Annotated in this window: 10 protein-coding genes; 7 read left to right on the top strand and 3 right to left on the bottom strand. The window is 44.0% G+C overall.

Going from position 1 to position 13,476, the window contains the following annotated elements:
• Complete coding sequence (locus GN277_RS26435; RefSeq protein ID WP_159755817.1) at nucleotides 1–963, bottom strand: hypothetical protein; 963 nt, start codon at nucleotides 961–963, stop codon at nucleotides 1–3.
• A gap of 188 nt (nucleotides 964–1,151) precedes the next feature.
• On the opposite strand from GN277_RS26435, the gene GN277_RS26430 reads away from it, so the two are divergent.
• The 5 genes from GN277_RS26430 to GN277_RS26410 all read left to right on the top strand — a co-directional run bounded on the left by GN277_RS26430 (nucleotide 1,152) and on the right by GN277_RS26410 (nucleotide 7,352).
• Nucleotides 1,152–2,126, top strand: a complete 975-nt coding sequence (locus GN277_RS26430) for an ABC transporter ATP-binding protein (protein ID WP_159755814.1) — start codon at nucleotides 1,152–1,154, stop codon at nucleotides 2,124–2,126.
• The gene (locus GN277_RS26425) at nucleotides 2,123–2,986 is read left to right on the top strand and encodes an ABC transporter permease (RefSeq protein ID WP_159755811.1); all 864 of its coding nucleotides are present in this window, start codon (nucleotides 2,123–2,125) and stop codon (nucleotides 2,984–2,986) included. The genes GN277_RS26430 and GN277_RS26425 overlap by 4 nt, the downstream gene beginning before the upstream one ends.
• Nucleotides 2,986–4,404, top strand: a complete 1,419-nt coding sequence (locus tag GN277_RS26420; protein ID WP_159755806.1) for a GldG family protein — start codon at nucleotides 2,986–2,988, stop codon at nucleotides 4,402–4,404. Before GN277_RS26425 ends, GN277_RS26420 begins: the two co-directional genes overlap by 1 nt.
• Nucleotides 4,391–5,824 (top strand): DUF4340 domain-containing protein, encoded by a 1,434-nt coding sequence (locus tag GN277_RS26415; RefSeq protein ID WP_159755803.1) that lies wholly within the window; start codon nucleotides 4,391–4,393, stop codon nucleotides 5,822–5,824. The genes GN277_RS26420 and GN277_RS26415 overlap by 14 nt, the downstream gene beginning before the upstream one ends.
• A gap of 112 nt (nucleotides 5,825–5,936) precedes the next feature.
• Nucleotides 5,937–7,352 (top strand): arabinose isomerase, encoded by a 1,416-nt coding sequence (locus tag GN277_RS26410; RefSeq protein ID WP_159755800.1) that lies wholly within the window; start codon nucleotides 5,937–5,939, stop codon nucleotides 7,350–7,352.
• 9 nt (nucleotides 7,353–7,361) lie between these two features.
• Here the strand turns inward: GN277_RS26410 and GN277_RS26405 are convergent, their stop codons facing one another.
• Nucleotides 7,362–8,270: a LysR family transcriptional regulator gene (locus GN277_RS26405; protein WP_159755797.1), complete on the bottom strand. Its 909-nt coding sequence runs from the start codon at nucleotides 8,268–8,270 to the stop codon at nucleotides 7,362–7,364.
• A gap of 182 nt (nucleotides 8,271–8,452) precedes the next feature.
• Between GN277_RS26405 and GN277_RS26400 the strand changes: the two genes are divergently transcribed.
• Nucleotides 8,453–9,757: an NCS2 family permease gene (locus tag GN277_RS26400; RefSeq protein ID WP_159755794.1), complete on the top strand. Its 1,305-nt coding sequence runs from the start codon at nucleotides 8,453–8,455 to the stop codon at nucleotides 9,755–9,757.
• Nucleotides 9,758–9,772: 15 nt separating this feature from the next.
• Nucleotides 9,773–11,488, top strand: coding sequence for an adenine deaminase C-terminal domain-containing protein (locus GN277_RS26395; protein WP_159755791.1), 1,716 nt, complete (start codon nucleotides 9,773–9,775; stop codon nucleotides 11,486–11,488).
• Between the two features lie 116 nt (nucleotides 11,489–11,604).
• Here GN277_RS26395 and GN277_RS26390 read toward each other — a convergent pair whose 3' ends face one another.
• Entirely contained in the window at nucleotides 11,605–13,341 is a 1,737-nt protein-coding gene (locus tag GN277_RS26390) for a methyl-accepting chemotaxis protein (RefSeq protein WP_159755788.1), read from the bottom strand.
• Nucleotides 13,342–13,476 lie beyond the last annotated feature (135 nt).

Genomic DNA, 13,476 nt, shown 5'->3' with positions numbered 1-13,476 from the left:
TTATCTGTTATGAGATTTTATTTCCTGCCTGAGAATTTCCAGATGGGCTGGAATCTGTGAATAACAAATTTCACGGATATGACCCCATTTCTTATCATTTTCCAGATGGCAACAGGATTTTCCCATATAGATTATTCTCCACAGTTTTTTATATAGTTGTTCAGAAAAATGGTCCAGCTCCAACTCGGCGGTACAGTTCGGACAGTATCTTTCGACAATACGGGCGGCTATGTATGGAAGATAAACCTCTCCTAACTGTGCCAGTCCGGTCGTTTCCTTTACGATTTCCTCATAGGTGTATTTGTCTGCCTTTAGAAGCGAAGTAAGGAGCGCGTAAACCGTACCGAGTTTGTGACATAATTCTGTTGATTCAAACCAATCAGCCAGATCCCTTAAATACCCATATCCAATAATATCGTCCCACAGATTTTTATCCCAGGCACTGTTAAAATCTTCTGATAGAATGTATTCAATAAACCGAAGCGTATCCTTATAGGAGCCTTTGACTTCTTTTAGCCTGTAACCATATATTTTATGCCCGTCAATGGGAACTTTAATAATATCTGTGATTTCTTTGATTGCGGAAAGTTCAAATTTTTTCTGCATTGCCAGCAGGTTTCTTTCTTTTGTTCCGCATCCCCCTTCACGGTCTGAAAAAATAGGCTGGTGACAGAAAGTAAAAATGCCGAACTTTTGATATACTTTTGGATAGACGATATAATATTTCTGATATTCACAGGCATTTTGTGATATGACAATCATGTTATCTTCTATGGTATTCGTATAATTTCCCCGATAGACAATGCCAGCGCCTTTATAAAAAGTATGGCTTTTGGAACAGCCGCATCTGCGTCTTGGCGTAGGTGTTATTTTTTCTGGGAGCTTAATCTCGTCAAGCTGATTTCCGTTCATATTTAATATGGGGATGGTGTTTGTGTGAATAAGTATATGTTCCAGTTTCATGTATTCTCCTTTGGTGGTCAGAAGCAACAGGTTTCGTTTTTTATTATAGTGAAGAAGATAAACTCAATATAAACAGAAAAACCCTGAAAAATTTAAGTACAGTTTAAGTTGCCTTTTTACTATAAAAAGTAAGCGGTTTTATGATTTGGGTAAAATGGGACCGCAATAATTTATATAGGAGGGCTGCTATGATAAAAGTTGAGCATTTGACAAAATGCTATGGTGATTTTACGGCGGTAAGCGATCTGTCCTTTGAAATAGACGAAGGGCATGTATATGGCTTTTTGGGACCCAACGGGGCGGGGAAGTCTACCACAATGAATATCATGACAGGGTGCCTGTCAGCGACAGAGGGGCATGTAAGAATTGAAGGGTATGATATTTTTGAAGAACCAAAACAGGCAAAAAGAAAGATTGGATATCTGCCGGAACAGCCGCCGCTTTATATGAATGAAACGCCTGCTGAATATCTGAAATTTGTAGGCGAAGCAAAAGGGCTGAAGGGAGGAGAGCTGCAAAGGCAGATTGAGGAGATATTAAGACAGACAAAGCTAGAGCATGTGAAGGATCGGCTGATTTCTGCGTTGTCAAAGGGATATCGGCAGAGAGTAGGGATTGCGCAGGCGCTGCTTGGAAATCCCAAAGTGATTATTCTCGACGAACCCACAGTGGGGCTTGACCCGATCCAGATTATAGAGATACGGGATATGATCAGACAGCTTGGAGAGAACCATACGGTTATATTAAGCTCCCATATTCTGGCGGAGGTTCAGGCAATCTGCGAGAAGGTATTAATTATCTCGCAGGGAAAGCTGGCTGCATTTGACAGGCCGGAAAATCTGGAGAAACTGCTGCTGGCATCGAACGCTATCTCTTTTACGGTGGAAGCTTCAAAAGAAGAAATCGACGAAGTTCTTGGCGGGCTTGGACAGATTACAGAGTGGGAGATTCAGGCGAAGGAAGATAAAGGGACTATGGTAAGCGTTAAGACAGAAACTGAGAATGTGAGAGATATCTGCAGGAAGCTCTTTTTTAGTTTTGCTGACAAGAAAAAGGCGATTTTAGAAATGTCGTCTAAGAAAGCAAATTTGGAAGATGTATTTATTGAATTGACAGAGGGAGAAAAACGTGAAGAAGAGGAATGCGGGGTGAGTGAGGAATGATCGCAGTATTGAAGCATGAGCTGTCAGGATACTTCCATTCGCTGACAGCATATATTTTTTCCGCATTTCTGTTAGTGTTCGTGGGAACCGGAGCGTTAATTTATAATATCCAGTCGGCAGTAGCAAATTTTGAGTATGTATTAGGCTATGTATGCCTTGGTTTTGTGGTTATCATCCCGATTTTAACGATGCGTGTGATTGCAGAGGAACGGAAACAGAAAACCGACCAGCTTTTGTATTCCCTTCCCATCCAGACGTCCCAGATTGTGATGGGGAAATACTTTGCGCTTCTTGTCGTATATCTGGTTCCGTTATGTATTGTTGCTCTCTATCCGCTTATATTTGCGCAGTTCGGAGAGGTTTACCTGCCGACCGCCTATGGTTCACTTTTTGCATTTTTTGTGATGGGGGCGGCAATGATTGCGGTGGGCATATTTATTTCCTCACTGACAGAGAATCAGGGGTTTGCAGCCGGAATTACGATTCCGATTGTTTTACTTAACTATTACAGCGTCACGCTGGCGGAATATGTATCGACAACGGCGTCAGGCTCAGTCGTGGCAATCCTTGTAATTGCAGTACTGTTGGGGCTGATTGTCTGTCATCTGACGAAGAACCGGAATTTTGCATATGGAATCAGTATCCTAATTATACTTGCTGTTGTGATTACCTATTTTGTGGACAGCTCAAAGTTTGAAGGGTTACTGCCGGATATTATGACGAAATTATCTTTGTTTGAGAGGTTCTATATCTTTGTAAACGGCGTTTTTGACATGACAGCAATCATATATTATATTACCGTAATCATATTCTTTTTGTTCCTTTCCGTACAGTCTCTTGAGAAAAGGAGGTACAATTAATGAAGCAAAAACATAATCAGATTGCGCTAAGGGGAGGCTCCTATTCTCTGGCAATGACAGGGATTGTTCTGGCAATTCTTGTGGTCGTGAATATATTTGCATCCGTACTTCCTGCTAGTATGACGCAGTATGACATCAGCTCTACAAAGCTCTATTCGATTACAAGCAACACTAAGGTTGTTGTAAATGCCATAGAAAAAGATGTGACGGTCTACTGGATCGTTCAGGCGGAGCAGGAAGACGATGTGCTTGAAAATCTTTTGGCAAAATATGAAAGCTTGTCAGAGCATATCAAGGTTGTGAAAAAGAATCCGGATGTGTATCCGACCTTTGCAGACCAGTATACCTCCGAGGAGGTGCCAAATAACAGCCTGATTGTAGAATGTGATGAACGAAGCCGTTTTATCAGCTTTGGCGACATTTATTTGACAGAGGAAAATATGTCTACGTATTCTTACAATACATCCTTTGACGGAGAAGGGGCGCTAACCTCAGCCATTGATTATGTGGTGAGTGAAGAACTGCCTCAGCTTTATATATTGGAAGGACACGGGGAAGCAGAACTGTCCCCAGTGTTCAGTGAACAAATTGAAAAAGAAAATATTGAAACAACCACATTTTCACTGTTGAATGAAGCTTCTGTACCGGAAAATGCAGACTGTGTCTTGATCTATGGGCCCACCAGCGATATTTCCCCTGAAGAAAAAGATATACTTTCAGAGTATGTAACAGGCGGCGGTAAGCTGATGGTTCTGGCAGGCCCTTTGAAAGAGGGGGCGCTTGAGAAGCTCTATAGCCTTCTTGCGGATTATAATGTGGAGGCAGCGGAAGGGATTGTAGTGGAGTCTGACCGTGAGCATTATGCATTCCAGGCGCCGTATGTCCTGCTTCCCAAGATTGGAGAAAGTAAGATTACAGAACCTTTGATTCAAGAAAATTATTATGCTATTATGCCGATTGCACAAGGATTAAAAGTTAGGGATACCTCCGGCGCAGTAACAGAGCTGTTGACTACGTCAGAGACAGCATACAGTAAGACGGCGGGTTATGACATAGCCTCCTATGAAAAAGAAGATGGGGACATTGACGGGCCATTTGCATTAGCTGTGTCTGTAGATTGTGAAAATGAGGGGCAGATTGTGTGGTTTGCCTCCTCGAACCTGCTGGACGATGTGTATAATTCCTATTCCTCTGGCGCTAATCTTAATTTGGGAATGAATACCCTGTCAACGCTTATGGGAGAAAGAGAGGCGGTTGCAATCCGCAGCAAGTCACTGAACTATAGTTACCTTACCATCAGCGAATCAACGGCTTCTTTATTGAAAGTAATCATGATTGGAGGATTTCCGCTGACCTTTCTTGGGGCAGGAATTTATACTATTGTAAGCAGAAGGAGGCGGCAAAATGAACCGGTCTAAAAGACTATATGTGCTTTTTGGAGTTTTACTGGTTTTCTGTGCAGTAACTCTGGGAGTCAGTAGATATGAAGAACATACGGAAAAGATCAAAAACAGCAACGAGATTATTATGGAAATTAACAGTGACGACGTGACCTCGCTTTCATGGGAATGCGGCTCAGAAGCCTTCGCTTTCCATAAGGATGAAATATGGCTGTATGACGAAGATGAGAATTTTCCGGTAAATGAAGATAAGATTGGACAGTTGCTGGATAATTTCAAATCCTTTGGGGTTTCTTTTATGATTGAAGATGCAGAAGACTTAAGCCAGTATGGTCTTAATGAGCCAATATGTAAGATTTACATTGGCGAGGGAGAGGAAACCTACGAAATCGCACTGGGCAATTACAGCGAAATGGATGAAGAACGGTATGTGTCCATTGGGGACGGAAATGTGTATCTTGTTAAGGATGATCCGCTGAATTCTTTTGATATTGAGCTAAGTGAAATGATAAGACATGATAAAATTCCGGAATTTGATTTTGTTACAGAGATAGAGTTTGCAGGCAGTGAAAATTATAAAGCCGTATATAAGGAGGATAACCAGGTTACTTATAGTAAGGAAGACGTATACTTTGTAAAAGAGGATGGAAAAGAACTTCCCCTTGATACGGAAAATGTTGACCGGTATCTGGAGGTTATCCGTGAATTAAATCTGACCAATTATGTGTCCTATTATGTAACCGACGAGGAACTTAGAACTTACGGGTTGGATGAACCAGAGCTGGATGTGACGCTTAAGTACCTTGCAGCAGAGGATGAAGGTGAGGAGGAGACAGAAGAAACGGTTGCGTTTCATATTTCCCGTGAGCCGGAAGAAAAAAAGAGGGCGGAAGAAGCGGCCAAGTCTTCCGCCAGCGACGAGTCGCCAGAGGATACGGAGACAGTAGAAGAAATTACTGCATATGTCAGAGTGGGTGAATCGAAAATCATATATAAGCTCAGTGGATTGGATTACGAGGAGCTTATGGATGCCTCTTACAATGCTTTCCGCCACAAGAAGGTGATATGGGTGGATTTTGATGATATCAGTCATGTGGAGATTTCTTTGGAAGGCGCCGAGTATGAATTGACGGTAAAGGAGGAGGATAAGGAGAACGTCTGGTACTATCAAAAAGAAGAAATCGAGACGGATGATTTTCGTAATGCTCTTAATTCGCTGTCGGCGTCTGAATTCACAGAGGAGGAGCCGGCAGGGAAAGAGGAGATCAGCCTGACCCTACAGATTAATAGTGATAATCAGCCTGAAGTCCAGATAGAACTGTACCGGTATGATGGGGACAACTGCCTTGCAGTTGTTGACGGTACGTCGGTAGCGCTGGTTGACAGAAGTTATGTGGTTGGTTTGATAGAAGCTGTAAATTCGATTGTACTGAATTAGATTTTGAATTGGATTTGCATAAATAATTTGAGTTTTCTCTGAAAAAGTTTATAATAATAGAGAGTGAAGACTATGATTAATCCTGAAACCATCACAAAAAGGAGGATGATACATGTTAGTAAATACAAAGGCAAGAATTGGAGTCTTTTCCATTGCTTTAGGAGCATATTTGCCCCAGTTTCCATCATTGAAAGCGGAGTTTGAGGCACAGTATGATGCATTCAGGAGAAGGCTTCCAGAGACGGTAGAGCTTGTGGACGGCGGTATTGTTACGACGAAGGAGTTGGCCCAGGCAGCCGGCGACAAGTTCCGTTCTGCAGACGTTGACCTTGTGATGCTGCAGCTTTTGACGTACGCAACCTCTTATAATATGCTTCCTGCAGTCAGGGACTTGGATGTGCCTGTGGTACTGGTGAACGTTCAGAAGAAAAGGTCGCCTGACTACGAGAACACAGATACAGCGACTTGGCTAGGAGAATTGTATGCCTGCGGCGCTGTCGGTGAGATGGTGGCTGATCTTGAGCGCGCCGGTAAGCGTCACGCTGTTATTACAGGAGTAGTCGAAGGCGGTGACCCCAAGGTACAGGAAGAAATCGACAGTTGGTGTCGTGCCGCTCAGGTGCGCCGCCGTTTCCGAGATACGAATCTGGCACAGATTGGACGTCCCTATCCTGGCATGATGGATTTGTATATTGACGAGACGAACCTCTATCACAGAATGTTTCTTTATACCAAGCAGTTTGACTGGGAGAAGATGTGGGCGATTGCTGATGAGATTAGGGATGAAGCAGCTATACATGAGAAAGCACAGGAGATACTTGATACCTTTGATATTGAGGGAGGCGGTACGATAGAAAAGGTATGGGAGATGGCAAAATATGTTGTCGCTTTTGAGCAGTGGGTCAAAGATGAACAGATTGCATTTATTGCCTCTCATTATGACGGCTTCGCACAGGGCAAGGCAGGAATCCTTGACAGCATGTTGATTCCTGCGTTCTCCATGCTCATAAAGCAAGGGGTTGCCTGCGCCGTGGAAGGTGATATTAAGGTTGCTATGGCCATGAGTATTCTTAAGACGATTGCTGGAATGGGCCAGCTATCGGAGATGTACTCCATTGATTTTGAGGAGGACATCTGTATTATTGGGCACAGCGGCTCCGGCGACGCTGATATTTCGGCAAAAAAACCGACCATGAAGATGGTGCCGGTATTCCATGGAAAGACAGGCGGCGGCTATCTGACTCAGTTCTATCCTCACCTTGGTCCGGTTACATATTTGGGGATTACACAGGACCGAAACGGTAATTTTAAGTTTGTGGCTGCTGAGGGAGTCAATGAGCCTGGCCCAATCTTTCGTTTCGGTGATACCAATATGCGGACACGCTTTAGCTGTGGAGCAAGGGAATTCTGCAACAGATGGAGCGAGGCTGGTCCGACTCATCATATGGCGGCGGCAGCCGGCAGGCATATTGACACAATTTTGAAGGTTGGGAAGATTTTTAATGTATCCGTAGATGTTATTACATAGAAGCGCTTTCTATAAGTTCTGCTGCGCAATACGGATAAAATCTTGGGCATAGACAGGGAGATAAGCGCCTTTTCGATAAGCAATCGTTAAGGTGCTGTAAGCCCCGTCGTCTCCTACGGAAAAACACATAGGCTTCTTTAAAAGTTCAATATTTTTCATATAATTTTCCGGAATAAAACACAGACCAAGCCCTTTTTGGCAGAGCTTGACGCAGGTTACGGTATTCCTTGTGCGGATAGGAACCGACGGGCAAATTCCATATTTTTCAAACAATTCCAGCGCGATATGACCGGTGGTCTGTTCTGGAAAATGAAGAATAAACGGCTCCCTGGCCAAAAGCCGCAGGTCAATCCACGGATATTCTTTTCCGCTTCTGATTACGCCCAAGTCTGCCAGGGGATGGCCGGCAGGCATCACAAGCAGTACTTCTTCTCTTAGAAGTGTCTCATATTCCAGCTTCGGATGGGGCTTTGCCTCGTTAAAAATCGCGAAATCAAGCTGATCATCCAAGAGCAGTTTTTCCTGTATTGCATATGTTTCCTCCCGAAGATTCACTCGGACGCCTGGATACTGTTTGTGGAATACCTCCATAATCTGGGGCACCATACAAGAGCTGCGCATCAGCGGAAATGCAATGTTTAACTCACCTTCATTGCAGGAGGTCAAATCCTTCAATTCTTTTTGCCAATCCTGGTTCACCTCCAATACCTTTTTGGCATACTCCATATATCTACGGCCCAGATAAGTGGCTATATAACTGTTGCCGCTGCGAGCAAACAGCTTTCCGCCTACCTCTTGCTCCAGCTTTTGCAGGTACTTTGTGAGGGTTGGCTGAGAGATATAGAGCTCCTGGGCTGCCTTGGTGAGATTCTGGTGCTTTGCAATGCATAAGATATAATTCATTTCTTTAAAGTTCATGTCACAGACCTCCTCTTTTAACCAATTTACAGAGAAAATTGGCTGCCTGCCCATTAAGGGAAAGCTTTTGTATTAATATTCCAGTTTGGCATAGTTTTTATGGAAAATATGAATTGGACATTCTATTTTCACCATCATACAATAAATATTGAACAATTATCAAGAGAAAAGGAGTATTGCAAATGAAAAACTGGCTCGAAAAACAATTTAAACTGTCAGCATTCCAAACAGATATCAAGACTGAACTTCTGGCGGGGCTGACCACATTCGTCACTATGGCATATGTACTTGCGACCGTTCCCAATATTCTGGGCGGGGCGAATCTGGATAAACATGTTATGCTCACAGCCATGGTTCTTCTGATTATCCTGACAAGCTGTGCAATGGCGTTGTATACCAACCGTCCGTTCGCACTGGCGCCGGGACTTGGAAGCGTGGGGATTGTGGCTTCTATGATTTCCAACGAGGGAATCAGCGCGTCTATTGCCGCAGGTGTCATTTTCTGGAGCGGTATACTGTTTGTTCTCATTTCATTTCTGGGGCTTCGGGAAGCCGTTGTACGAGTGATTCCGGTCAGCATGAAGCATGCGGTCAGCGCCGGTATCGGTCTGTTCATTGCCCTGTTAGGCGCTAAGAACTGCGGTCTGATTGTGGCAAATGCAAATAAAAATAACCTGGCATTCGGAGATTTGGCCTCCCCGTCTGTCATTGTTGCCGTTATCGGATTTATTCTGGTGCTAATCATTAAGGTTCGCAATGTTCCGGGAGGAATGATTCTGGCGATTCTGGCTACAACTGTCATCGGTATTCCGTTCGGAGTGACAAAGCTTCCGGAAAGCCTGTTTTCCCTTCCTGCCAATGTGGGAAAACAATTCCTGCAGGTGGATTTTATTGGCGCTTTGAATTTCGCCTATATTCCGTTTTTGATTGCCCTCTTTGTACCGGATTTCTTCTCCACGTTTGGAACTGTCCTTGGCGTCGGGGCGAAAGCCGGATATCTGGATGAGGACGGCAATCTTCCGGATATCGACAAATGCTTCAAGGTGGACGCGGTGGCAACCTGCTTCGGCGCGTTGTTCTGTATGCCGAGTATGACCACCTATCTTGAGTCCTCTGCCGGAGTGGAGGCTGGAGGAAAAACCGGACTGACAGTGGTTTTCACAAGTATATTTTTCGCATTGTCACTGTTTTTGGCGCCGTTGGCGCTGATTATCCCCTCCGCTGCCACAGGCCCCATATTGATTTTCATTGGAATCAATATGCTAAGCGGAATGCGCAATGTGAATTACTCCGATATCACAGAATATGTTCCGGCGTTTATCTGCGTCACTTTTACGATTTTTGCAAATAATATTGCAAACGGAATCTGTGTTGCGCTTCCGGCATATGTGATTATGAAGATTGCAGCCGGAAAAATCAAAGAAATCGAACCAGTGATGTACGTTCTTGTGGTGGTTTGCCTGCTGTATTTCTACACCATTATTTAAGCGGGAGGAAGCTTTATGGAAACAGTTTCTTTGCTGATTAAAAATGCAAAGGTATTTAATACTTATCTGAAAAAATTTATTTCCGGAGATGTGTCTGTGAAAGACGGGAGATTCTATTATATTGACCGAGAACAGAATACCCCCTTTCATGCAGAGGTCGTGCTGGATGCCCAGGGGAAATATATGATTCCTGGACTGGTGGATATTCATATGCATATTGAAAGCAGCATGATGACTCCTGAGCCCTTCGGAAATTGTGTAGCGGCATACGGTGTAACAACTATTGTATCTGAGCCCCACGAGATGGCGAATGTGAAAGGCACCCGCGGAATCCTGGAAATGATTTCCGCTGCAAAAAACGCGCCAATCGATATCTTTTACGGCATTCCAAGCAGCGTTCCCTCCACTGATGAACGGCTGGAAACAACGGGAGGAATCATTGACTGCAATGCTATGAAGCATTTGCTTTGTGAGGAGGACGTTGTCTGTGTCGGAGAAATTATGAATTATCGTCAGATTATTAAAGAAAATAATCTGGAAATTACAAAGTTTCTTAAATATCTGCGCCAGGAGTATCCAGGATATGTGATAGAGGGGCACTGTCCGTCTCTTCTGAATCTGGAGCTTGCCAAGTTTTTATATCTGGGAATCGACGGGGATCACACCGAGCACACTTTGGAGGAAGTGAAGCAGCGGATTGAAAATGGGATGTTTTTTGAGATTCAGGATAAAATGTTGAAGCCCAAGGTACTGGAATATATTTGTGAAAATCAGCTTTATGAGTACTGTGGCTTTGTGACTGACGATACCATGGCAGATGTTCTCTATGAAAAAGGGCAGTTGAACTATGTGGTGCAGCAGGCCATAGAGTCTGGATTCCCTTTGGAAATGGCAATCTACTGCGCTACATATACGTCAAGTCGTAGAATGCATCTGTACGACAGAGGAACAATCGCCCCTGGAAAACTGGCAGATTTTGTACTGCTGGATTCTCCGTCTGTGATGAAGCCGTCATATGTATACAAAAACGGGGTTCAGATTTTTAATCGGAAAGATAGACAGGAGGCTTCAATATCCTATCAGTTCCCAGAAGATTTTTATCAGAGTGTGCGTATGAAACCAGTCAATCTTCAGGACTTTCGAGTCATGGCAGATACGGACAAAGAGGAGGTTACTGTGCGGGTAATCGAGGTGCATCCTGACCGGACGCAGACAACGGAGAAGCTGGTTACCATGCCGGTGAGGGACCATATGCTGGATTGGGAAAAAAGCGGCTGTCTCTTGGCCATGGTTTTGGAACGCCACGGCAAAAACGGGAATATTGGTTATGGTTTTATTACGGGCTCTTGCCTAAAAGAAGGCACCGTAGCCACCACATATTTCCACGACCATCACAATCTCTTTGTTGCAGGAGACTGTCCAATGGATATGCTTCTGGCAGTAAGGAGGCTTCAAGAATTGCAAGGAGGCTTCTTAACCGTTAAGGACGGCAGAATTCTTGCAGAGCTAAAGCTGCCTGTATGCGGTATACTTTCCGAAAAAGGGGTCAGAGACACGGCTCTTGGACTGAAGGCAATTCGCGAAAGCCTGGAAGAACTTGGCTATCGGCATGACAATCCCATTATGTCGCTTGGGACGCTTGGACTGCCGGTAAGTCCGGCTTTGAAGCTGACTGATAAGGGGCTTGTGGATGTAAAACGAAGTGCGATTGTACCGTTAATTGTGGAATAACAGTTGAGCTTGGGGATGCCCCAAAGGGCATACCTGCGGGACATAAATAAAAAACGCTGCAGGATATACTCTTGCAGCGTTTTTGTTTTTAATGATCGAAGCTATCGTTTTTTCATCTATGCTTCTCTAATCTTAAACTGCTTAACCAGACTCATCAATATCTGGGCCTGACTTGACAACTCCTGGCTTGCTGCCGCGCTTTGCTCAGAGGTAGCTGAATTGGTATGCACTACGCTGGAAATCTGGTCGATTCCCTGGGTTACCTGTGCAATAGAAGCAGCCTGGTCCTGTGACGCCTTGGAAATATCCTGAACCAGTTTTGCTGATTCCTCAGAAGAGAGGACAATACGGTCAAGGGACTCTGCGGTTCGGTTGGCTATACCGGCTCCTTCCTGAACAGATTGAACAGTCGCTTCGATTAGAGTCGCTGTATTCTTGGAAGCCTCAGCAGACTTGCTTGCCAGGTTACGTACTTCGTCGGCAACCACAGCAAATCCCTTTCCGGCTTCACCTGCACGCGCCGCCTCAACTGCCGCATTCAATGCAAGTATATTGGTCTGGAAGGCAATGTCTTCAATCGTCTTAATAATCTTACTAATCTCAGAAGAAGAATCGTTAATCTGATTCATGGCAGAGGTCATCTGCTCCATCTGTTTTTTGCCCTGCTCAATCTCTGTAGCAGTAGTCAAAGCCTGTCCACTGGTCTGCTTAGCATTTTCTGCATTGTTTGACACATGGGTGTGTATCTCATTGATGGTGGCCGCTAATTCTTCCACTGATGACGCCTGCTCAGTGGTTCCCTGGGCAAGAGCCTGGGCGCCGCTTGCCACCTGCTCTGAGCCGCTTGCCACTTGCTCGGCGCTCATGTTGAGTTTCCTGAAGGTCTCATTCAATTTAAACAGAGTATGCTGGAAGGAGTCCTTAATCGGAGCAAAATCCCCCACATATTCCATGTCTATGTCGAATCTAAGATTCCCTTTGTCGAGTTCTGATAAGGATGCAGATATATCCTCAATATAATCTCGCCAGGTCTGCACCGTTTTTGCCAGAGCACGGGTTAAATCTCCAATCTCATCTTCTGCCGGAAATTCAACCACCTCATCCTTGAGATTTCCCTGGCTTAGTTCGATTAAACGCTCTGACGCGCCCCTAATAGGATCGGCCATCTTTTTGGATATTATGGAAATTGCAATAATACCGATTACAAAAATGGCCAGACCAGAAATTACTAAAATCAGTAAGGACAAAAAACACGCCCTCTTAGAAGCATTAAGCTCGTCCTGGATAATAGGCAGCATATCTTCCTCGTAATTTCCGGTTCCAATATACCATCCATAAGGTTCAAACTTTTTGACAAAACCTCTCTTGGCCTTGGCTTCGGTTTCGCCAGATTTAGCAAAATAAAAATCAATAAAGTCTCCATCCGGCTTATCTCCGGCAGCAATCGTATCCCTTACAAAATAATTGCCCTTTTCATCCTGTGTATTATAACGGTTGGTGCCCTCTACATCGGGATTGATATGTACTGCATTCGTCCCGTCTGCCATGTCTGCCCAAAAGTATCCGGTTCCGTCGTTGTACCTGGTGGTACGGACAATATACTTGGCGTTCTCCATGGCTTCGTCTTCAGTGAGCTCGCCGCTCTGATACTTGTCATACTCCGCCTGGAGTACCCCGATCATACACTCCACCTGACTCTGGATAATCTGATCCAGTTTTTCCTTCTCGGCTTCAAGATTTTTATCATAGGCACTCTGTAAAGATAGATATGATAAAAAGGAAAGTAAGAACACGGCAATAAAGGTAAGAATACCAATGCTCAAAATCAGTTTTCCCCGTAACTTCAGTTTCATTTCAAAAGACTCCTCTCATACATAAAAAATAATTTGTTATTTTTCAACAAAAAAAAGTTGAAAAAATGTTACTAATTTCATTATAATGGATAATACTTGAAAAGTCCATGATACTTTATGGTTTTTTGTAAAATA

The organism is Sporofaciens musculi, assembly GCF_009830285.1.
Classification (GTDB): domain Bacteria; phylum Bacillota; class Clostridia; order Lachnospirales; family Lachnospiraceae; genus Sporofaciens; species Sporofaciens musculi.
This window is presented reverse-complemented; position numbering and strand designations above follow the sequence as displayed.

Excerpts from the sequence above, each read along its gene's own strand:
- GN277_RS26435 (WP_159755817.1), bottom strand. The coding sequence starts at position 963 with ATGAAACTGGAACATATACTTATTCACACAAACACCATCCCCATATTA.
- GN277_RS26430 (WP_159755814.1), top strand. The coding sequence starts at position 1,152 with ATGATAAAAGTTGAGCATTTGACAAAATGCTATGGTGATTTTACGGCG.
- GN277_RS26425 (WP_159755811.1), top strand. The coding sequence starts at position 2,123 with ATGATCGCAGTATTGAAGCATGAGCTGTCAGGATACTTCCATTCGCTG.
- GN277_RS26420 (WP_159755806.1), top strand. The coding sequence starts at position 2,986 with ATGAAGCAAAAACATAATCAGATTGCGCTAAGGGGAGGCTCCTATTCT.
- GN277_RS26415 (WP_159755803.1), top strand. The coding sequence starts at position 4,391 with ATGAACCGGTCTAAAAGACTATATGTGCTTTTTGGAGTTTTACTGGTT.
- GN277_RS26410 (WP_159755800.1), top strand. The coding sequence starts at position 5,937 with ATGTTAGTAAATACAAAGGCAAGAATTGGAGTCTTTTCCATTGCTTTA.
- GN277_RS26405 (WP_159755797.1), bottom strand. The coding sequence starts at position 8,270 with ATGAACTTTAAAGAAATGAATTATATCTTATGCATTGCAAAGCACCAG.
- GN277_RS26400 (WP_159755794.1), top strand. The coding sequence starts at position 8,453 with ATGAAAAACTGGCTCGAAAAACAATTTAAACTGTCAGCATTCCAAACA.
- GN277_RS26395 (WP_159755791.1), top strand. The coding sequence starts at position 9,773 with ATGGAAACAGTTTCTTTGCTGATTAAAAATGCAAAGGTATTTAATACT.
- GN277_RS26390 (WP_159755788.1), bottom strand. The coding sequence starts at position 13,341 with ATGAAACTGAAGTTACGGGGAAAACTGATTTTGAGCATTGGTATTCTT.